This is a genomic window from Microcoleus sp. Pol12B3, from assembly GCF_036701355.1.
Taxonomy (GTDB): domain Bacteria; phylum Cyanobacteriota; class Cyanobacteriia; order Cyanobacteriales; family Microcoleaceae; genus Microcoleus.
Map to the genome: position 1 here is coordinate 29713 of NZ_JAUBQS010000001.1, position 19488 is coordinate 49200.

Genomic DNA, 19488 nt, shown 5'->3' on the forward strand with positions numbered 1-19488 from the left:
AAAAACTTCGCAAAATCGGAGAAGACTGAGATGTTAACTCCGAGGTAAGTAAGGGAATTAAAAATTCTTTACCACCGTAGAGCGTACCGGGTGAACCTTCTTTTTTGAAGAATATAATCCTGGCAAGAGTGCGGGGCATTTACAAGTAAAGTAGATGAAAAAGTACGCCGAGCTACAGAGAAAATCGAATCTGTAGAACTAAAGGATAAAAAGCCTTTAGGGTAACAAAACTGGAAATCATCGGCTCTAATTTCCACTGTAATTTGGCGGAGGTTCACCTCAATCAAATTGATCCTTACAACTTCAAAGAACAGGAGGAAGCTTTCAGGGCTGCGGCTCTATCTGTCGCGGTACTTCTCAATCACAAATTTCTTGAACCCCGCTATCAATACAGCCGCGAACTAGACCCGATTGTCGGCGTATCTTTCACGGGATTGTTCGATTTCTTCGTTCACGCTTTCGGCGTTGAGTGGCTGCGCTGGTGGGTGGAAGGCCGCCCGCAAACTCCGCAAGGAATCGCTTTTAAACAGCGGGAAGAAGAGTATTTGAGTGGTTGGCGCGAGATTGTCGATCGCGTAGTATGGGATTATTGCGATCGCCATTCCTTAAAACGCCCAAATCGCTGCACAACCGTTCAACCATCGGGTACTAAATCTCTGCTGACAGGTGCTTCCCCCGGCTGGCATCCGCCGAAAGCCCAGCGTTTTATTCGCCGAATCACTTTCGGCAAAAACGACCCCGTAGCCCTCGCCTGCATCGACTACGGATACAACGTGATTCCGTCTCAATCTGACAAAGATGAAAACGGCAATTTGCTGAACAATCCCTTCGACGAACGCTGTACAGAATGGCTGGTAGAAATACCTGTTGCTGTAAGTTGGGCTGACTTGCCCGGTGCTGATGAAATTGACATTAACAAGTTCTCAGCGGCGGCACAAATGGACTTTTATATGCAGGTGCAAAAGTTCTATGTGCGACATAACACTTCGGCCACAATTGAATTGCGCGAAAATGAAGTAGAAAGTTTGGGTACTCGGATTTACGAAGCGATTCGCGATGATGAAGGCTACATTTCCGCAGCGCTTTTGGCTCGGTTTGATGCTCTTGAAACTTTCCCGCGTTTGCCCTTTGAACCGATAAACAAGGAAACTTACACCAAGATGGTGGAAGAGACTTTAGCGCGCCGCGAAATTGATGTTTTTCATGCGGCTTTGAGTCGCTATGACTTAGGTGAAATGATGGATTCGGGGCCGGCGGGCTGCGATTCTGATAAGTGTTTGATGCCGGAGACTAAGGCTATGTAATAGCCTTGAAGTAAATCCCCCAAATGGGGGATTTTTTATGTTTAATTCCAGATAAACATAAAATCGTAGATACTGTCTTGGTCTGTCAAGGGGTAGCGTTCAAATAATTGGGGTCGAAAGGCTTTTGGGATTTTAAAATCCCAAAAGCCAAATGCACTAACTTCCGATATCAGGGAAAAAACGTACATTGAGTGGGGGCAGGTTGCTCAGATTATTAATTTTTGGCGATTATGGTTGGTAAAAGTATGCCCTAGAGGAATTGGGGTTTAATGTTCCGCCGTCAAAAGCTTGAATTGCTCGGTATCAATGCGACTTGCTCGATACAAAACTTCAGCTATTTCCGAAAGCGCTAGCACAGAATGTGCGCGATAACCGTTGGCCTGCATCTTATCTTTGACTCCCTGTTCGTGGTCGATTAATACCACGATATCTTCCACATTCAAGCCAGCCGATTTTAACTTAGCCGCGCCTTCCATCACGCTTTTGCCACTAATCAAAATATCATCGACTACGACAATCGTTTCTCCTGCCTGAAAATGCCCCTCAATCAATTTGCCTGCACCGTAAGTTTTCACCTCCTTGCGCGGGAAAATCATCGGGCGTTCCATCCGCAATGCTAAACCCGTTGCTGTGGGTAAAGAACCGTAGGGAATTCCGGCAATGCGATCGAATTTTAAATCCTTGAGAATGTCTGCATAAGCGCTGACAATTTGGTGGAAAATCTGCGGAATAGAAATTATTTTCCGCAAGTCGATGTAATATGGAAATACGGCGCCCGATGCTTGTACGTGGTCGCCAAAAACTACGCAGCCGATGTCATAAAGTTGCAAGATTAAATCGCGATGAGGTTCCGGTTGCAAAAAGCAAACATCCGGCAGCCACAATTCGCAAGTGGGACTACCTTCGATCGCCCGCAGCCTCTGTTTATTAATACTATCCCGCAATTTCTCAATTTCTCGGCGCGGCTCTTTCCCCGCTAATAAGCTCGGGGGGACTGGCAGCAGCAAATCTTCACCATTCTTGCTTAAACCAGCCGCCAGCAGTTGTGCGAGGTCGTTTTCTTCTGTTAGGTCATTTTCTGCGGGGATGTCTCCTTCGACTAAAATCAGGCGTTCAGGAGCCTCTTTGCGGATGCGGGCTAACATATCCGGCATTACTCCTACTTCTAAACCGACTTTTTCGGGAGTTCCCCAAGTTTGAGAGAGTCGGACTAATTGCAAGTAAAAAGGGTTGTTTGGCGTTGGGTATTCTTGCAAAGCCGCCGCTGACGGGTTGGCGCTGGCACAGAGGACAAAAACAGTTTTTCCAGCGTATAACAAAAATGGCGCTACTTGGTCGAATCCGGGATAGGGACTTAAGGTAATAGCGTCAACTCGCCAGTCTTGAAATACAATTTTGGCAAACACTGTGCTGGTATTTAAATCGCAGTGTTTGGCATCTAAAATTACTGGCAGGTGAGGGGGAATAATTGTTAAAATTTCTTGCAGCAATGCCCAACCGGGAATACCGAGAGATTGGTAAAAACCGAGGGTGATTTTGCAGGCACAGATTAAATCGGCTGTTTCGTCGATCGCACTTTTTAGCTTTGACAACAAATCAGTTACAAAAGTTTGAGTCTCTTCCCCAGTCATGGAAACTAGGGCGGGCAAGGTTTCCGGGTCGGGGTCGAGGGCTAAATAAAGCAAACTTTGATTGCTTTCAACAGCCGCTAACAGTTTATCGAAAAAGTTGGTTCGATCCGTCATAGTGTGTTATGGAGGTAAGGGGAATTTAAAAAATTGCAGATCAAAGTGGGAGGGGTGTTGTGCCGGAAGAAACCGATCCCCGTTGAAATTGAAATTAAGAATCTTTTAAGATTGTAGAATGTAAAGAGCAGGAAATCTGTAACTTTGGGAGCAGTTTCATGGGGAATGATTTTCGGGTTGGCTACACCAGTGATTGCACCTAACCCGCAGCAAATCAATTAGTTGCGGTAAACTAACCAGTGTCCCGGCGGCGATTTGAGCGGCATTCGCCTGCGGTACGCGAGTTTAGCAAATGCGAATTTGCAAGGGACAGATTTGAGAGAAGCAAATTTTAGGGAAGCTAATTTATCCGGGGCAAATTTGAGCGGGGCTTCTTAGCGGCAAGCTAATTTACAAGGTACTAATTTTACTCAAGCTAATTTAATCCAGAGCCCGTTTAACGGGGCTAATCTAAAAAATCCTACCGTTGGAGGTATTATTTGGGTTGACGGTAGTATTAAATAGATGCAGAAGCTAAAGGAATGCCCGCCTTATATTAGGGATAGTAATAAATGATCGGTACGATCGACTTTACGATTTGGGACGAGTTGCTGCAACGCTACGTTGACGATTTGGGCCGCGTCAATTATCGGGGCTGGAAAGCTGAGGGGGCGGATGTTTTGAGGGCGTGGCTGGAAAGTTTGGCGGATCTGGATTTGGCGGATGGTACTGATGCGGATGCGCGGCTGGCGTTGTGGCTGAATGCGTATAATGCGATCGCAATTTCTCAAGTTCTGGAAGTATATCCGATCGCGTCCATCCGTCCCAAAGTTTTGGGAATTCCCAACTGGCTGAGTTTTTTGGATTTTTTCACTCGTTCAAATACGATTATTGGCGGCAAAAAGTACAGTCTCAATCAAATCGAACACGCAATATTGCGGCCGGAATTTGCCGAACCGCGCATCCATTTTGCATTAGTTTGCGCTTCAGTCGGGTGCCCGCTGCTGCGCCGGGGGGCTTATTTCCCGGAGTCGGTACGGACTCAATTAGAAGCGGATGCGAGGCGTTTTATTCACAATCCTGATAAGGTGCGATATGATGCCGAGAAAAAGACGCTTTATTTGAGCAAGATTTTTAAGTGGTACGGCGAGGATTTTGTAAAGGCGGCGGGTTCGGTGGCTGAGTATGTGGGCGGTTATTTGGGGACGGAGGCGGCTGTGGGTGATAAATGGGCGATCGTTTTTTTGCCTTACGACTGGAATTTGAATCGGGTTGAAGGATAAAATTTGCGCCTAGGGATAGGTGTTTTTTTGAGGGAGTAATTTTTTTCGGCTGTCGTTACCCCTTCAAATTGCCAGATTCAACAGGGCGATCGGATCACGTAAATAGTTGACGTGTACTATAGAGAGGTTATTATAATGGTTTGAAGCTCAAAACTTGTAAACGCTGATATTTTCAGTATTTAATAAATATAAAATATGCCTCAAAGAATTAGTGATGTGTTTCAGGTAGATTCAATAATATTAAGGGAACATAATGTATTTAATGGATTTATTGATAATGATTCAAAACTATATATAGACCCAAGACTCTTATCAAAAACATCTGTGATAGAGCTAAAAAATGCTGATGAAAAAGTTATGAATTATTTTGAAAACAGAATAAAAGAAATACAAGTTATTATTGAAGTAAAAAAAGAACTTAAGGAATTAAAAGCTAAGGAAAGTTCAGAGAATTTCTTTTATAGACCTTCACCTAAATATTTGAGACTTCAAGAAGAGTATAAAGAAATAAGAGTTGAAGTTCGTGATAAATTAATATTTTCTGAAACTCCTCTAGCTGGTTTAGGATACTCAAACAAAGGTAGTGGAGGTAAAGGTATTGGATGGAGTATAGCATGGGATTTATTAGATAATATTACAAGTTTTGTAGAAGTGGGGCTGGTAGATCCTATTATTTTTCAATTAGCAGCAGTTTTTCAAAAAAATATAGGTGCTGATAGAATTAGTGATATGATTATTTCTATAATTTTACCAGAATTAGCTCAATTTTCAAGTCGTATTGCAGAACAATTAAATTTACCCAAAGCTGATTCAACTGATATTAATGGTAATAGATATTGTAATTTACCTTGTTACTTAGATAAAGGAATTCTTTTAGTACCCGAAAATATATTAACTTTTCTTCCAATTAGTTATTTGTGGAGTGAAAAAGATGCTATAAAACATCATAATTTAGAACTTAGAAATTATATGAATGATAGAATGCGAACTTTATTTGCCGATGGTTTAACATGGAATGATATTGTTAAAGATAAGAATAGTTTACAAGAATTACTTGTAGAGCATCCTGATATGATGACAAAATTAATTGATACATATAAATCAACAAAACCTATCCCCTATGATTTTATTAAAGATCCTGAAAATTTATTTAGTTGGCATGATGTTGCAAGATTTTATTCTGAAAAATATCCTTTAAATATTGAAAATATTAGTGATATATATTTTATTAATAGTGAAGAATTGTTAGAAACAATACGTGTATATTTTTCACAAATTGTAAGTTGGGGACTGTGTAAAGAATTTTATAATGTAATAAATTTTCCTCAAATAAAACGTGTTCCTAAAGAAGAAACAATAGCATTATTTATACTATCAGAATTGTTAGATTATCATCTAAAAGATAGTTGTTTAACTGTGGAATGCGTCCCTAAAGAAAACGTTATAAAATTTTCTAATCATGATAGAATCATATTGAAATTCACTTCTAGCCGTGGGATAATTAAAAAATGTCATAAATTAATAATAGAAAATAATCATCCCAATTCTACTAATTCAACTACTATTTTGTTTCTTATAATTGTTAATGGTGGTAAGTCAGAGAACGAGATTAGATCATCATTTAATGTAAATGGAAAAAACATATATATAGAAAGTGAGTTTTTTAAAATATTTTTTATTAATGCCAGATGGTAAAAATAACTATACGTTAAGGTCGGATGGTTTCATAGTCCTATCATATTTATGGTTCTATAGGCGCACGATGCTCGGACGGCTGTATAGTCTTACCATAGGTACGGGTTGTATTCTAAGCACGTTTTACACATCTGACACGTCTGGCACGGCTCCCTCATACGTTTAGCGGATGGTCGGAGCGATCGTCTTGCTTGCACGGTCAGACGGTCTAGCGGCTTGCACGGTCTAGCCGTCGTAGCGGTGGCAAGGTCTAGCAAGAAAGCGTCACGGGTGCAATAATCAGCCCTAAGTATAATTTATAGGTCTTTATGTAAATCACCCATAAGTATAATGTCCAGGTCTTTATGTAAAGGGTATATTTTTAATAACCATTTGTAAATGTAAGGAATAAAATTAGTGGCTACACTCAAATTTGATTTAAGAGAACTGAATTTAGTACCTTGTGAGGGTGGAAATTCATTTATAGAAACTCCAGAATATTCAGATTTTTATGTTTTTTTAGATACATCCGTAGTTAAGTATTTGACTGACTGTAAACATATAATTGCTCTTAATAATATGTTTCTAATTATTGAAACTGAAAATGATGAACATTGGAGAATTTCACACCGTAATGAAGAAGGTGGTTTTTGGGGTTGTGTTGTTGGTGGAAAAATAATAAAAAAAGTAGAGGAGAAAATAAAAATATTGTGTTCTGAAGCTGATATTAAATTTAGCACATCTAGGGTTTCTGGAATAGATAACTGACGTATTGGTTAGGGTTACAAGCTTTAGGCGGGGAAAGTTGAGTTTCCCCGCCTATATTTATTTAGCAAAGTAAGGTTGGTGATATTCTCACGTCACTATCTAAAAATGGTGTGACTGTTAGCGAAACTTACAGGTTGCAATCAACCTAAATCCCTATCAGGGATTGAAACATGGCCTCAATCAGGTTGAGGGTGGAGATTTTCACTAATCGGTAGGTGGTTAGATGAATGCTAACCAATTAGCTATCGATCCGCCCTTAAACATCTCCACTCAAAATCTGTTGAACCGTCAAACTTAGCTGTGGAAACATCGGAGATACTATCCCCTCTCCATGCCGAAATACCCCAACCTCAACATATTGCCCCTCCTCAAGCCGCAAAACCGTCACCACTTGTTCAATTGGATCGATAACCCAATACTCTGCGATGCCCCGCGCTGCGTACTGAGCTCGTTTGCGTTGGCGAAGCCCTCGAAGAGGATCGTAATCCCGATCCCTGCCCAGTCTACCCGGACTCACTACCTCCACAACAAACCGAGGAGGCAACATATCGAAAGTGATAGTTAGCCTGATTGCTGTCAGCGGAATATGTTCAGGTTCCAGAATTATCAAATCGGGGTAGCGGTTGGCCGCATCTCCCGATCGCAAAACGGCAACTTGAACCTCGCAATTATGCGTTTTAATCAGCCTGAGTGGCACTAGCCCGCTGCTAGCAAGATAGAAAAATAGATAGTTAGCAATGAAATTATTAGGTTCAGATTCTGGTGGCAAAGCTATTAACTCCCCATCAATTAACTCATAGCGTTGACCCGTATCATTTGAGTAATTAAGGTAATCGTCAAAAGTTAATTTTTTAGATTGAGCTTGTACCATAATATTACATTCCTTGATTTATTCGTTTCTTTCTCCTGGGAGTTTGTTTATGTAGAAACGGTTTCAACAGCCGAAGGATATCAATCAAATCTGCTGTGCAAGTTCAGCAGGTGTCCCAGCCTCGCTCGACAATCAACCCACAAGTGACATATTAAAAACTATCACAGTTCAAATCCTCTGGAATATAAACAATGATTTCAGATAAATTTCGGCGCGAGTTGCGAGAACAAGCCAAACTCTGGCAAGCAGAAGGACTCATCGACACTTCATTCTACCAACAACTTTCCGAACGCTACCAATTCAACACACTCGAAACGGCCTCCCGCAACCGTTTCCTCAGCATTCTCATCAGTCTCGGCGGCATTCTCCTCGGTATAGGAGTCATCACCTTTGTAGCCGCAAACTGGCAAGTTTGGTCGCGAGAAGTGAGAGTTGCACTGCTGCTAAGTCTTTTCGTAGCAGTCAATGCAGCAGGTTTCTATCTGTGGCGAATTCCCCCATCCCGAAGCCAAAACTCCAATCCCAATATGCCCGCAACAAAAGGGCGAAACAAACTCCTAGGTGAAGGATTGTTGCTGTTAGGAGCTCTGATTTTAGGAGCAAATATGGCATTGATGGCGCAAATGTTCCACATTGGCGGTTCTTCCTACGGACTTTTCCTTGCTTGGGGAATCGGCGTGCTCGGAATGGCTTACAGTTTGCGGTTGACTTCTTTGGGCGTTTTGTCAGCCCTTTTGATCGGTTTGGGCTATTGGCTTGCCGTGTTAGATTGGTCTTCCAAAGTCGAGTTTTCTTGGCTGGAAGTTTTGGTGCGGCAAATGCCGATCGCAGCCAGTATAATGTTTGTGCCGCTGGCTTATTGGTGTCGATCGCGTGCTATTTTTGCCATAGGTGCGATCGCGATAATTTTTTCCCTACAAGTTTCTATCGTCCAAGGCTTAAATCTAACCTGGGGTACAGCAATTTTTTGCGCCCTACCGCCCGCTTTGCTGTGGGGATACGACGATGGAATGTGGCCGAAGGTACACGGCAGGCTGTTTCAACCTACCGCCCGCAGTTTAGCACTGCTGTTTCTCGCCGGTGTATTTTATGTTCTTTCTTTCTACGGGTTTTGGCAAGATTCGCCGAATCCTGCGCCAACAGAGTCCGATTGGGTTTTGCTGGCAAATGTGGCTGTTTTGGGCGGTTTCACCGTGTTTGAATGGCTGCGTTTGGGACGTTTGGAACTGCGGCGGCCCAAACAAAAAGGAGTGGATTTGACCACAAGTGCGATCGCACTTTTGATAGTCACCAGCGCCTTAATACCGCTTATTCACCTCAATTTTACCCCCATTCCTCAATTAGCGACTTTTCTGTTCAATGTTTTCTTGTTTTTGCTCGCTGTCGGCTTAATCCGAGAAGGTTTAGCATTAGGAAACCGCCGGAGTTTTTGGGGAGGAATGGTATTAATTACCCTGCAAATTATCAGCAGAGTCTTTGAATATAACACAGGATTGTTGCTCAAATCATTTGTATTTGTTTTGTGCGGGATAGGCGTAATTGCTGCGGGTTTGTGGTTCGAGCGCCACTTCGCAAAAATCCCCGATGAATAGAAATTATTCATCTCTCTCTTCTCTCACTCAGCGCCCTCTGCGGTCTCTGTGGTTTAATCATTCCGAAACCACCGTAAACAATATCACCCATACATAACGTGAACACAAACAACATTGACTTATTAGTTAAAAATCCAGATACAACAAATCTGTTTCAGCTTCCACCGGAAGCAAAACGCCTTCCTGCGTGGCGGCTATGGGTTCCTTTGCTGCTGCAAATCGGACTAATTGCCGCCGTACCCGCGACCGCAGTTTACACTTTTATTACTGGGAAAACAGTTGTCCTGCAAACAGCACCAGTAGATCCTTACGACTTTTTGCGCGGATATTACCAAGTTTTGAGATATGATATTTCCGATCTCACAAATCTCCAAAAACTCCCCGGCTGGAAAAATTTACCGACCGAAAAAACACCTTGTCCTCCCGGAGTTGTTTGTCCAAAAAATACGCACAATCTCAAACCAAAAACCAGTTTTTATGTAATCTTAGAAACTCCCAAAGCCGCGACTAATCCCGGCCGCCCCCAAGCTTGGAAACCCGTCCGCGTCAGTCTAGAAAATCCCACCAATTTGCCCGCCAATCAAATCGCCATTAAGGGCAAATATAACGGTTGGCAGATGGAATACGGCTTAGAAACTTATTATATGCCAGAGGATGAAAGGGAAAAAGTCAATCAGGAGATTAGCGAAGCTCAAAGGAAGCAGCGACAATCTTTTTTGGTAGAAGTAAAGATTGACAAAACAGGCCATGCCGTGCCAGTGAGTTTGTGGGTGCGCGATCGCAATTATCGATTTTAGCTGATATCTTGCACCATTGTCAGCAACAGGCTGTCCGGCCTGTTCCACAAAATATAAATTTTCTCGCTTCACAGGCCCAAAAGCCTGTTCCTAAACAAGTAATTGAGAATGGTGCAACATATGAGTTTTAGGCAATCAGGTCAAAAGGTCGATCGGCTTTTTGGTCTAGGTTTGAGTATTTTAGCTTAGGGAGGGGGCTGCTGGTGGGCGATTCCCTACCGCAACGGACTCGCACCCACGTTCGGTATAGCTTCGCTGGCGCAGACATTTCAATTGCCGACAACCCAAGAGAATCTATTAAGATATATAAGACTTGTGCAAATCTTGCCAATTCAAGGGCGCAAGTCATGACTCTACTGGAGCTTCTCATGTTAGCCGAGCTAATCTCTGCCAGACGAATACTCAAGACCAAACTCCTCGACTTCTTAGGACTTCCCGAAAATTGCCAAGACAAAACAGATCATCTCGTCAACCGAATTGTATCCCTGCTGGAAGCAAATCCAGCCGAACAAGAAAGATTTTGGGAAACATTCAAAAGTGAATTAGCCGTCGATCCTGCTGAATTAGAAGCAATGCTCAAGTGTTCGCCAGCAGAACGCCAGCAGTGGATTGAACAAGACAAACTCCCTGTTCTAGAATACCGCTCTTTCCGCAAATCAGGAATCCATTTAGAATATCCCGTTCACGACAGAAGATTCATCTTAAGTCTAACGCCAACCGATATTAATAATTGGCGCAAAGAACCCAAAGGGCTGATTAAAAATAATCGCCCAATACCCCCCCCAATCAATACAGAAAAACCTGAAGAAAACGAACAATCGCGAGTAGCTTTTAGTTCCGAGTGGGAAAAAATCATTGCCGACTGGAAAGAACAAGGTTCGGCGGAAATTTCAGCAACATTCCAGCTAGCTTACTGGACAGTTTGGGCGTCGCGGTGGGCAAAAGAAAATCAGCTCAACAGCTTTAAAGCAATTAATAAATATAAGGAAATCTACGAAACTCACCAGCACGAATGGTACGAGCGAAAAAATCAAGCAGTCAAGTTACTGATTGAAATGCCCTACGCCATGCTTTACTTCTACCGTCCGGCCGATGCTGACAAATTATATCTCGAACTGTGCGACGACCACCAGGAAATGATGAAAGATGGCTACTATTGGGATAAGTGGGATTTTTTCTATCAGAACCGCAAACTTGTAAATAAGTGCCGCGAATGCGTGTACTCCGAAACCAAAGATTATTACTCGCTTTACTATCTCGAAATCAAGAGCGACAAGTTTCCCGATTTTAGTTTTTCTTTCCACACGCCCTACACCATCGGCAGAAAATTTTTGCCGCATCCAGAAACGCTGCCTTATGTAGACCACGTAGAACAGGACGGCATTTTTCGCTTTGGCCGCCCGCTGCTGGAACAAGAGAAAGTTATTCACACCGAAAAGGATGTATTGCTCAAGTTTGAGGCTGCTTTGGCAGCAGCGAAAAAGTTTGTTTAGTTAGGAGTCATTAGTCATGAGTCATTAGTAGACTTATTGCAGGTTTTTTGAGTGCTAGGGAAACCGCAGATAAACGCAGATGCTTTTCCAGAGCGTCGGCAAGAAAAGGTGATTTTGTATACTAATGACTGTTGACTAATTATATCAAATTTATTCTCTTTATCTGCGTGAATCAGCGTCAATCCATTGTTATCGGCGGTTAATACATTCTCTTTTTTTAACCGCAGATGATGGCCGATCGACACAGATTAACGCAGATAATAAATGAGAGAGATTCTGGTTGCACCCGGGGTGATTTTTGACGGTTGACTGGATTTGACACCCCACGATGCTACCGGATTTGATATAACTTTTGAACTTGGATTACTTGAATGCTGCAGCCAGCAGAAATTTTGGGTTGTTGAGCTTCTTTGAAATTGTACGATCGCCATTCCACCTCTGCCAACAAAGTTTCCAAGTTAGTTCCGCTCAACTTCCATGCAGTTTCAGTCTCAAACAACCACAAAAATACAGCCAACCCTGGCAAAAATACCGGATTTGTGGGTAGATGAAAATCTACCAAAATGAATAGACCACCGTACTCGATCGCGCGCTACACTTCTTAAAAGATTTGTCGCAACTGTGCCGATCGTATTTCGTGCATCGCAACGCTGCTGTCTGCCAAGTCAAACTGACAGTCGGCAAAAGGCCTCGAATCGGCAAAAGCTTCTACATAATTGGCTGATGGCACATTTTTTCTGGCCGGTTGCAGAGATATTGGCGCAGCGTCAACTCCTGTGACATCCTAGGAATATTGCACCAGAAATTGCTTCATTTGACCGCTACCGCAGCAAAGGTCTAAAACTTTAGCTTCGGCGCTGACGGTCAAATTTTATCAGGCTAGTTGGCCCAAACGAGCATTGCCGCCTACGCTCACTCGCAGCCAGACGCGCGATCGCATCCTAGAGCCACTGATACCGATAACTTAAATCTCTAAAAAATGTTGCCACAGTCAAAATTATGTATACCTTGCTATCGACTTAAGATATTATTAAGTTATATGATAAAGATAAGTAACAGAACTGAGACGATGGGAGAGCTGTAACCGCTATGGGTCGTGTGGGAGTATTGCTATTAAACTTGGGCGGGCCAGATCAAATCGAGGATGTCCGTCCTTTCCTGTTCAACTTGTTTGCTGACCCGGAAATCATTCGCATTCCGTTTCCGTGGATGCAAAAACCGCTCGCCTGGTTGATTTCGACCCTGCGCTTTCAAAAATCCCAGGAAAACTACCGCCAAATCGGGGGCGGCTCTCCTTTGCGGCGGATTACCGAGGAACAAGCGGCTTCGCTGCAAGAACTCTTGCAAGAAAAGGGACAGGATGCTCGAGTTTACGTGGGGATGCGTTACTGGCATCCTTTTACCGAAGAGGCACTCGCCAAAATAAAGCGCGATCGCATTGAACATTTGACAATCTTGCCGCTGTATCCTCAATTTTCCATCAGCACCAGCGGTTCTAGCTTCCGGCAGCTAGAAGAAATGTGGGGCAAAGATCCAGCCCTCAAGGATATCGAATATACCGCGATTCCTTCTTGGTATAAGCGGCCAGGCTACATTCAGGCAATGTCGGAACTGATAGCCCAAGAACTAGACCACAATCCAGATCCCGATCGAGTTCACATCTTTTTCAGCGCCCACGGCGTCCCCCTCAGCTACGTAGAAGAGGCTGGAGATCCCTATCAGCGCGAGATTGAAGATTGCACTCGTCTGATTATGGAACATTTGAACCGACCGAACGAACACACTCTAGCTTATCAAAGTCGGGTTGGCCCGGTGGAATGGCTCAAGCCTTACACCGAAGACGCCATTACCGAATTGGCAGAAAATGGAGTCCAAGATTTGTTGGTAGTTCCGATTAGTTTCGTTTCCGAACACATCGAGACTCTGCAAGAAATTGACATGGAGTATCGGGAATTAGCAGAAGAATCGGGAATTCAGAATTTCTACCGAGTGCCCGCCCTGAATACTCATCCGGTGTTTATTGAAGCCTTGGCCGATTTAGTCATCGAGTCGATAGAATCTCCCAGCGTTAAATTCTCGGATGTGATACGCCCTTCCAAGATAGTGAAAATGTACCCTCAAGAGCAGTGGGAGTGGGGTTTGACCACGGGGGCTGAAGTCTGGAACGGTCGTGTGGCGATGATTGGTTTTGTAGCACTATTGCTGGAGTTAATTACGGGTCAGGGCCCGCTACATTCGATCGGATTGCTTTAAATTGACAGTTGACAGTTGACAGTTGACCGTTGACTGTTGACTGTTGTTACAAATCACTAATGATATCAAATCCGTTGGGAGCGGAATTATTCATCTCTCTCTTCTCAAACTCAGCGCCCTCTGCGGTCTCTGCTGTTAAATCATTCCGAAACAACCGTAAACGATATGATTAATCGCCAATAACTAATCAATAATTAATCAGGATCGTGCTTGCGGCGGCGGGGATTTCCCCTATCGCCCGGTATTCCCTGACTTTTGTACCACCGATACCACTCTTTAGAACTGCGAATTGCCAGCCACAGCAGCATCATCGCAACTAACCCTCCCTGCCGCGGGGCGTCAAAGGCAAACAAAACCAAGGAAATGCACAGAACATCTTGGAGAAAAATCACCCAAATCGGCAAACCCTGCAGCCGATAAAACCATCCTGCTTGTACCAGTTGCAGCACTAAAGCCAACAAACCTCCGACAATACCAATTATCCACAGCATCCAAGGGTGAGCAATAATTTCCTCGATCGAACTTAATTGAGCGATCGTAATTCCCATAATTGCTCCTACAATGGGGCTGAAAATAATTTGCACAATTTGTAGCACCCGCTGCCCCACAAAAGTTTTAGAAGCAAATAACTCTAACAGCGACCAACTCACCAAGATGGTGATAGCCACTTGGGGGGGGACCCCCGACAATAAAGGTATTTCTGACCAAAGTTTGTCAATCCGCAACAAACCAATTAACAGCAGGGGCAGGGCAATTCTCATACCCCCTGCCGCAGACGCAGAGAGTGCGGCTAGGAGTCCAACCATAATAATAATTCAGTTTCTAACGTCAGCTAAAGCCTCGATCTATTTCAGAATTTAATTCCCCTGATGGCTGGCTGTAATTTGAGCAATCGAACTCAAATTGCGGCTTGAGGTTAAATATCACCTTCTATTGTAAGTGTATCTGCTTAATCGCTGCTTGGCACTGCTCGAAAAGTCGATCGACACAAGGTAGTTGACTGTTGTCAGAAGAAAGGAGGCAGCATTCAACCAGGATTGTGATTAAATTAGCTTAAGCACTCCAAGCCTTCTTCTCTCTGACAACAGTCAACTAACAACAGTCAACAGTCAACTAACTTCTTATGTCTGATTCATTATTTGCCGATGCCAGTCGCCGATTAGAACGAGCCTTAAAATATGTGTCCCTTTCCGAGGATACGATCGAACGGCTGAAATATCCCAAATCCAGTTTAATTGTATCTATTCCCGTGCGGATGGACGACGGTTCCCTGCGAATTTTTCAAGGTTATCGGGTGCGCTACGACAATACCAGAGGCCCGTCTAAAGGAGGAGTGCGCTATCATCCGGGAGTATCCCTTGATGAAGTGCAATCCTTAGCATTTTGGATGACTTTTAAATGTGCAGTTTTGAACTTGCCTTTTGGAGGAGCCAAGGGCGGAATTACTCTCAATCCCAAGGAATTGTCTAAACTGGAATTGGAACGGTTGAGCCGGGGCTATGTCGATGCGATCGCAGATTTCATCGGCCCCGATGTCGATATTCCCGCACCGGATGTCTACACCAATCCCATGATTATGGGTTGGATGATGGATCAGTACAATATTATTAAGCGACAGCTTTCTCCAGCGGTGGTGACTGGAAAACCAGTGACAATTGGTGGCAGTCTGGGCAGAGATACGGCAACAGCAATGGGTGCTTTTTTTGTAGTAGAAACTATTTTACCCAAATTTGAACTCAATCCTCAAGATACCACTGTAGCAGTACAAGGTTTTGGTAATGCAGGTGCCGAAATAGCTGAACTGCTCTGGAAAGCAGGTTACAAAGTTGTTGCTGTCAGCGATTCCCAAGGGGGAATTTATGCTAAACAAGGGCTGGATATCCCCAGTATTCGAGGCTTTAAAGACTCTCACAAAGGTATCAAAGCTCTTTACTGTGAAGGCTCTGTTTGCAATATTATCGAACACGAAATCTTGACAAATGAGCAACTTTTAGCATTAGATGTAAACGTGCTAATTCCAGCCGCTTTGGAGAATCAAATAACGGAAGCGAATGTTAATGATGTTAAGGCTAAGTTTATTTTTGAAGTAGCTAACGGCCCGATTGATTCTGCTGCTGATTTGATTTTAGAAACGAGGGGAATTCACGTAATTCCTGATATTTTAGTTAATGCCGGAGGCGTAACGGTTAGTTATTTCGAGTGGGTGCAAAATCGCAGCGGACTTTATTGGACGCTGGAGGAAGTCAACCAGCGGTTGAAGCATAAAATGGTTGAAGAAACAGAAGCAATTTGGAAAGAATCTCAGGAATTGTCAGTTTCCATGAGAACTGCTGCTTACGTGTACGGGTTAAATAGACTCGGGGAAGCGATGAATGCGAAGGGAACGCGGGATTATTATGTGAACGGTTGAGGGAAGTGCGGTAAGATTGTGCGATCGCACAATCTTACCGCAGTTATTCGAGAAGAGTGCAGTCTACGAACCGACTTGGCAAAACTTAGCTCAGAATAGGGAAATTTTAGGCCTGCACGCAGCAGTTTATTTGACCGCAACTTTGCTATTGCACAAGCGGAAAGATATTTTAAAATAGAGATTTTAAATAGAGAGAAATATGTTAATTTTTACGAACTACCTAATTGTACAAGACCCGCACTTATCATGTAGGGGAAACCACCGGAGGATTACCCCGAACAAACACCATATTGCGAGATCATGCTTAAGTTTGGATCTTGCAATTTTCTAAATCAATCGCCGCTGCACAATACGGGCATTCTTTTTTACAGCACTTCCGGATGTTATGAGGTACAGTAGCAGCAATTAGTAAACCAGTTTTTAAGATGTTTCGGATTAATCAAGTCAAGAGGCACAGCAATTATCGTGTCAACCATTTTAGTGCTGGTTGGTGAAAACAGTCGCAATAAAGATTTGAGTTGCGACCACCATAATTCAATTGGATTAAAATCAGGAGAGTATGGGGACAAGCACAAGATATAAGCACCCACCGCTTCAATCATAGGCTTAATTGAATCTACTTTATGCGCTGGTAAGTTATCAATTCACGTCTACTGGTCCCGACCACAAGTGTGGCACTAAACATTGATCGATAAACACCTCAAATGCTAGGTCATCCATCGAGTTGTCTATGGTCATTAATGCCACTACTGGCTGGAAACTAATTCCACCAATTACTGTGATTTTATTGGCCCGATAAAAAGGTTTGACAGCATAGGCTCTCGTTCCTCGTTGGGAACCTGCATGAGTTCTGGTTAAACAAGCGTAATACTCCTGTATCATCTAAAAAAACTAGATTTTTGGGGTCGATATGCTTGACTTTTTCCCAATGCTCTCACCTTAATTTCATGACTCTTTCTGTGCCAGCTTGGCTACTTCTCACTGTGTTTTTTTTACGATTTAATCCCAACTTTTGTAAAGCGTTACACGTGGCTGTTCTACCCACCCAATTTCCCGTCTCCTGGGCAAATAACTCACACAATTCTAGTAAGGTAGAATCGGGAGGTGCTGCCACTCTTTGTCTCAACTCTGCTGTGGAATAATTCAAATGACTGTATCTCGGTTTGCCCCTGGGTTTCGGGTGTAAGTTTCCCTCTATTTTTTGTTGCTTGACCAGTTTTTGAACAGAGCTTTTACTGACGGAAAATATCGCTGCTGTTTTTCTGATCGACAGCTTCTGATCTTGATGGGCTGCTACTATTTTTGTTTGCAAATCTACTGAATACGCTTTTCTTGGTGTATTCTTTTAATCTATTATTATTGTACCTCATAACACCCGGAAGTGCTGTAACTTGTGAGTAATGGGTTAGCCCCCGCTTGGGCATACGGTTTCAAATTACACCAGAAACCCTGGAAATTTATCGCCCAGACGATCGCAAATTCCTCACTTCCGTAGAATTAGATCGACTTCGAGGACAGGAAAGCCAACTTGCACGCGAACAGCAAGAAAAACAACTCGTTCAACAACAGCTAGAAGAAGAACGCACTCTGCGACAACAGTAACAGCAGCGATATCAAGCTTTAATAGAATGGCTGCGAGAAAAAGGCATGGACCCCCAACAATTGTAAGGGCGATCGCCCGCCCAACACCACCAATACCTCCAGACTTGCTACTGTAAAGAGAGTTAGATTTAATCAAAATCAGCGCAAGCAATTATGAGCGGTACTGTTACATCCCCCAACAACCTCAACCAGCAGCGGCCACTCTCCACGGAATCCGCTGACACTTCCAGTTCCCTGCTGGGCGACTTCATCCAAGAAACTCTCGCCTTAACCAAGCGCCTGTTTATTCAATTGCAGCGCCGCCCCTCGACGCTAGTTGCAGGAATTATTCAGCCGCTGATGTGGTTGGTTTTGTTCGGAGCTCTGTTTGAAAATGCTCCCGCAGGCTTGTTCGGCGAAAGCCAGAATTACGGACAATTTCTCGGTGCTGGTGTAATCGTTTTTACTGCATTTGCCGGGGCGCTGAATGCTGGTTTGCCGATTATGTTCGATCGCGAGTTCGGATTTCTCAACCGCTTATTAGTCGCGCCGTTGGCTTCCAGATTTTCGATCGTCCTCGCTTCGGCTATTTTTATCGTCACCCTCAGCTTCATCCAAACCGGCACAATTGTCACGGCCGGAGCATTTTTGGGCGCCGGATTCCCCGGAATTGCCGGACTCGGGGCGATCGCCCTAATTGTCCTACTATTAGTTTTGGGCGTCACCGGCTTGAGTCTGGGTTTAGCCTTCGCCCTTCCCGGCCACGTAGAATTAATAGCGGTAATTTTTGTTACTAACCTACCGCTGTTATTTGCCAGCACAGCCCTCGCGCCGCTGTCATTTATGCCAGAGTGGCTGCAAGTTGTGGTGACTCTCAATCCTCTGAGTTACGCGATCGAACCCATCCGCTACCTGTACCTGCACAGCGATTGGTCCCTAGCCAGTGTCGTGATGCAGGCTCCTTGGGGTAATGTTACCTTTGGAGGAGCGCTGTTAGTATTGCTAGCCTTTGATTTGGTGGCGCTGCTGAGCATTCAACCGCTGCTGCGACGCCGGTTTGCGTGAGGAAGGGCGATCGCGACCTATCTGCGGGCGATCGTTTAACCTGCACCATCAATTGTAGGGACACGGCATTGCCGTGTCCTTAGCCCCAGCGAAGTAATATAATATTTAGTCACAAGTCAGAATATTGTTTAGATAGAATTGTTTTTTTGAAAGTTCAACTAATAAATTATGAACACCAAAACTTCCAAATCGGGCAAATTGATGATGGGGATTGCTGCAAGCGCGATCGCATCCTGTACTCTGTTATCGCCTCAAGCAAGCTTCGCTCAAGCCAGCGGTTTAAATAATGCCCAACCGCTGCAAGACTTTCAAACTCAAGACAATACCGACCCCTTTTCCGGCCGCAGCAGCGGCAGCGGAATATTTGATTTAATTCACCGGTCCAATTTGGGAGGCGGACGCAGCATGGAAGAATTTAATAGCGAACAGCGCCAAAATTTGAACGATGCGGCCGCAGAATTTCGCAACAAACAGCGCCTTTTGCTGCAAAAACAAGACCCAACAGTGCCTTCACCCGCTATCGCACCAGCAGAAGTTACCGCCCCCGTCCCTTAGATTGACAAGTTTTGTTCGCACCAAGGACTTGAGTTTTTATTTGCTAAAAACTTCCGACATAGAAAACTAATTTCTTCGTCTCAAGTGAGATGGACGAAAGTTTGTGTAGCAGCGATTT

21 protein-coding genes and 2 pseudogenes are annotated in these 19488 nt (G+C 43.8%); 15 read left to right on the top strand and 8 right to left on the bottom strand.

Translation table 11 applies throughout. The features are described from left to right. Positions 1–239: 239 nt before the first annotated feature. Positions 240–1304, top strand: coding sequence for a ribonucleoside-triphosphate reductase, adenosylcobalamin-dependent (nrdJ, locus tag QUA53_RS00100; RefSeq protein ID WP_333094414.1), 1065 nt, complete (start codon positions 240–242; stop codon positions 1302–1304). 266 nt (positions 1305–1570) lie between these two features. Here nrdJ and QUA53_RS00105 read toward each other — a convergent pair whose 3' ends face one another. After that, positions 1571–3049: a bifunctional orotidine-5'-phosphate decarboxylase/orotate phosphoribosyltransferase gene (locus QUA53_RS00105; protein ID WP_333094182.1), complete on the bottom strand. Its 1479-nt coding sequence runs from the start codon at positions 3047–3049 to the stop codon at positions 1571–1573. A 255-nt stretch (positions 3050–3304) separates the two neighbouring features. Here QUA53_RS00105 and QUA53_RS29080 point away from each other — a divergent pair, with 255 nt between their 5' ends. The 5 genes and pseudogenes from QUA53_RS29080 (at position 3305) to QUA53_RS00120 (ending at position 6753) form a co-directional block, all read left to right on the top strand. Further along, complete coding sequence (locus tag QUA53_RS29080) at positions 3305–3427, top strand: pentapeptide repeat-containing protein (protein WP_445304904.1); 123 nt, start codon at positions 3305–3307, stop codon at positions 3425–3427. A 15-nt stretch (positions 3428–3442) separates the two neighbouring features. After that, positions 3443–3553, top strand: a pseudogene (locus QUA53_RS29085) (hypothetical protein); the annotation flags it as partial. Between the two features lie 47 nt (positions 3554–3600). Next, the gene (locus QUA53_RS00110; RefSeq protein WP_333094184.1) at positions 3601–4311 is read left to right on the top strand and encodes a DUF547 domain-containing protein; all 711 of its coding nucleotides are present in this window, start codon (positions 3601–3603) and stop codon (positions 4309–4311) included. A 195-nt stretch (positions 4312–4506) separates the two neighbouring features. Further along, a complete protein-coding gene (locus tag QUA53_RS00115) occupies positions 4507–6006 on the top strand; it encodes a hypothetical protein (RefSeq protein ID WP_333094185.1) in 1500 nt (499 codons plus the stop codon). Between the two features lie 396 nt (positions 6007–6402). Continuing rightward, a complete protein-coding gene (locus QUA53_RS00120; RefSeq protein WP_333094186.1) occupies positions 6403–6753 on the top strand; it encodes a hypothetical protein in 351 nt (116 codons plus the stop codon). Between the two features lie 256 nt (positions 6754–7009). Here QUA53_RS00120 and QUA53_RS00125 read toward each other — a convergent pair whose 3' ends face one another. Continuing rightward, positions 7010–7624, bottom strand: a complete 615-nt coding sequence (locus tag QUA53_RS00125; RefSeq protein ID WP_333094187.1) for a Uma2 family endonuclease — start codon at positions 7622–7624, stop codon at positions 7010–7012. Between the two features lie 191 nt (positions 7625–7815). On the opposite strand from QUA53_RS00125, the gene QUA53_RS00130 reads away from it, so the two are divergent. From QUA53_RS00130 to QUA53_RS00140, 3 genes are all read left to right on the top strand, one after another. Next, positions 7816–9216 carry a DUF2157 domain-containing protein gene (locus QUA53_RS00130; protein ID WP_333094190.1) on the top strand — a complete coding sequence of 467 codons (1401 nt, stop codon included), beginning with the start codon at positions 7816–7818 and terminating at the stop codon, positions 9214–9216. Between the two features lie 98 nt (positions 9217–9314). After that, positions 9315–10013 (top strand): GDYXXLXY domain-containing protein, encoded by a 699-nt coding sequence (locus QUA53_RS00135; protein WP_333094191.1) that lies wholly within the window; start codon positions 9315–9317, stop codon positions 10011–10013. Between the two features lie 368 nt (positions 10014–10381). Next, positions 10382–11506, top strand: a complete 1125-nt coding sequence (locus QUA53_RS00140; RefSeq protein WP_333094193.1) for a hypothetical protein — start codon at positions 10382–10384, stop codon at positions 11504–11506. Between the two features lie 331 nt (positions 11507–11837). Here the strand turns inward: QUA53_RS00140 and QUA53_RS00145 are convergent, their stop codons facing one another. Next, the gene (locus QUA53_RS00145; protein ID WP_333094195.1) at positions 11838–12068 is read right to left on the bottom strand and encodes a hypothetical protein; all 231 of its coding nucleotides are present in this window, start codon (positions 12066–12068) and stop codon (positions 11838–11840) included. 39 nt (positions 12069–12107) lie between these two features. Beyond that, the gene (locus QUA53_RS00150) at positions 12108–12236 is read right to left on the bottom strand and encodes a hypothetical protein (protein WP_333094196.1); all 129 of its coding nucleotides are present in this window, start codon (positions 12234–12236) and stop codon (positions 12108–12110) included. A gap of 359 nt (positions 12237–12595) precedes the next feature. Here QUA53_RS00150 and hemH point away from each other — a divergent pair, with 359 nt between their 5' ends. Beyond that, positions 12596–13759, top strand: a complete 1164-nt coding sequence (gene hemH, locus QUA53_RS00155; RefSeq protein ID WP_333094198.1) for a ferrochelatase — start codon at positions 12596–12598, stop codon at positions 13757–13759. A 194-nt stretch (positions 13760–13953) separates the two neighbouring features. Here hemH and QUA53_RS00160 read toward each other — a convergent pair whose 3' ends face one another. Further along, the gene (locus QUA53_RS00160) at positions 13954–14565 is read right to left on the bottom strand and encodes a DUF4126 domain-containing protein (protein ID WP_333094200.1); all 612 of its coding nucleotides are present in this window, start codon (positions 14563–14565) and stop codon (positions 13954–13956) included. A 317-nt stretch (positions 14566–14882) separates the two neighbouring features. Between QUA53_RS00160 and QUA53_RS00165 the strand changes: the two genes are divergently transcribed. Together QUA53_RS00165 and QUA53_RS00170 are read left to right on the top strand one after the other, a co-directional pair. Then, positions 14883–16169, top strand: coding sequence for a Glu/Leu/Phe/Val dehydrogenase (locus tag QUA53_RS00165; RefSeq protein WP_333094202.1), 1287 nt, complete (start codon positions 14883–14885; stop codon positions 16167–16169). A 16-nt stretch (positions 16170–16185) separates the two neighbouring features. Then, positions 16186–16347, top strand: coding sequence for a hypothetical protein (locus tag QUA53_RS00170; RefSeq protein WP_333094203.1), 162 nt, complete (start codon positions 16186–16188; stop codon positions 16345–16347). A 205-nt stretch (positions 16348–16552) separates the two neighbouring features. Here QUA53_RS00170 and QUA53_RS29090 read toward each other — a convergent pair whose 3' ends face one another. From QUA53_RS29090 to QUA53_RS29095, 3 genes and pseudogenes are all read right to left on the bottom strand, one after another. After that, positions 16553–16813 carry a transposase gene (locus QUA53_RS29090; protein WP_445304907.1) on the bottom strand — a complete coding sequence of 87 codons (261 nt, stop codon included), beginning with the start codon at positions 16811–16813 and terminating at the stop codon, positions 16553–16555. Then, positions 16809–17051, bottom strand: a complete 243-nt coding sequence (locus QUA53_RS00175) for a hypothetical protein (protein ID WP_333094205.1) — start codon at positions 17049–17051, stop codon at positions 16809–16811. The genes QUA53_RS29090 and QUA53_RS00175 overlap by 5 nt, the downstream gene beginning before the upstream one ends. 52 nt (positions 17052–17103) lie before the next feature. Continuing rightward, positions 17104–17484, bottom strand: a pseudogene (locus QUA53_RS29095) (hypothetical protein); the annotation flags it as partial. 101 nt (positions 17485–17585) lie between these two features. Here QUA53_RS29095 and QUA53_RS00180 point away from each other — a divergent pair. The 3 genes from QUA53_RS00180 to QUA53_RS00190 all read left to right on the top strand — a co-directional run bounded on the left by QUA53_RS00180 (position 17586) and on the right by QUA53_RS00190 (position 19370). Then, a complete protein-coding gene (locus tag QUA53_RS00180; protein WP_333094207.1) occupies positions 17586–17771 on the top strand; it encodes a hypothetical protein in 186 nt (61 codons plus the stop codon). A 153-nt stretch (positions 17772–17924) separates the two neighbouring features. Next, positions 17925–18815, top strand: coding sequence for an ABC transporter permease (locus QUA53_RS00185; RefSeq protein ID WP_333094209.1), 891 nt, complete (start codon positions 17925–17927; stop codon positions 18813–18815). Positions 18816–18983: 168 nt separating this feature from the next. Then, complete coding sequence (locus tag QUA53_RS00190) at positions 18984–19370, top strand: hypothetical protein (protein WP_333094211.1); 387 nt, start codon at positions 18984–18986, stop codon at positions 19368–19370. The last annotated feature ends 118 nt before the right edge of the window (positions 19371–19488 follow it).

What these genes read in the sequence shown, in the direction of transcription:
- QUA53_RS00140 (WP_333094193.1), top strand. Translation starts at nt 10,382, where the DNA reads ATGTTAGCCGAGCTAATCTCTGCCAGACGAATACTCAAGACCAAACTC.
- QUA53_RS00105 (WP_333094182.1), bottom strand. Translation starts at nt 3,049, where the DNA reads ATGACGGATCGAACCAACTTTTTCGATAAACTGTTAGCGGCTGTTGAA.
- hemH (WP_333094198.1), top strand. Translation starts at nt 12,596, where the DNA reads ATGGGTCGTGTGGGAGTATTGCTATTAAACTTGGGCGGGCCAGATCAA.
- QUA53_RS00125 (WP_333094187.1), bottom strand. Translation starts at nt 7,624, where the DNA reads ATGGTACAAGCTCAATCTAAAAAATTAACTTTTGACGATTACCTTAAT.
- QUA53_RS00115 (WP_333094185.1), top strand. Translation starts at nt 4,507, where the DNA reads ATGCCTCAAAGAATTAGTGATGTGTTTCAGGTAGATTCAATAATATTA.
- QUA53_RS00190 (WP_333094211.1), top strand. Translation starts at nt 18,984, where the DNA reads ATGAACACCAAAACTTCCAAATCGGGCAAATTGATGATGGGGATTGCT.
- QUA53_RS00175 (WP_333094205.1), bottom strand. Translation starts at nt 17,051, where the DNA reads ATGATACAGGAGTATTACGCTTGTTTAACCAGAACTCATGCAGGTTCC.
- QUA53_RS00110 (WP_333094184.1), top strand. Translation starts at nt 3,601, where the DNA reads ATGATCGGTACGATCGACTTTACGATTTGGGACGAGTTGCTGCAACGC.
- QUA53_RS00160 (WP_333094200.1), bottom strand. Translation starts at nt 14,565, where the DNA reads ATGGTTGGACTCCTAGCCGCACTCTCTGCGTCTGCGGCAGGGGGTATG.
- QUA53_RS00185 (WP_333094209.1), top strand. Translation starts at nt 17,925, where the DNA reads ATGAGCGGTACTGTTACATCCCCCAACAACCTCAACCAGCAGCGGCCA.
- QUA53_RS00165 (WP_333094202.1), top strand. Translation starts at nt 14,883, where the DNA reads ATGTCTGATTCATTATTTGCCGATGCCAGTCGCCGATTAGAACGAGCC.
- QUA53_RS00130 (WP_333094190.1), top strand. Translation starts at nt 7,816, where the DNA reads ATGATTTCAGATAAATTTCGGCGCGAGTTGCGAGAACAAGCCAAACTC.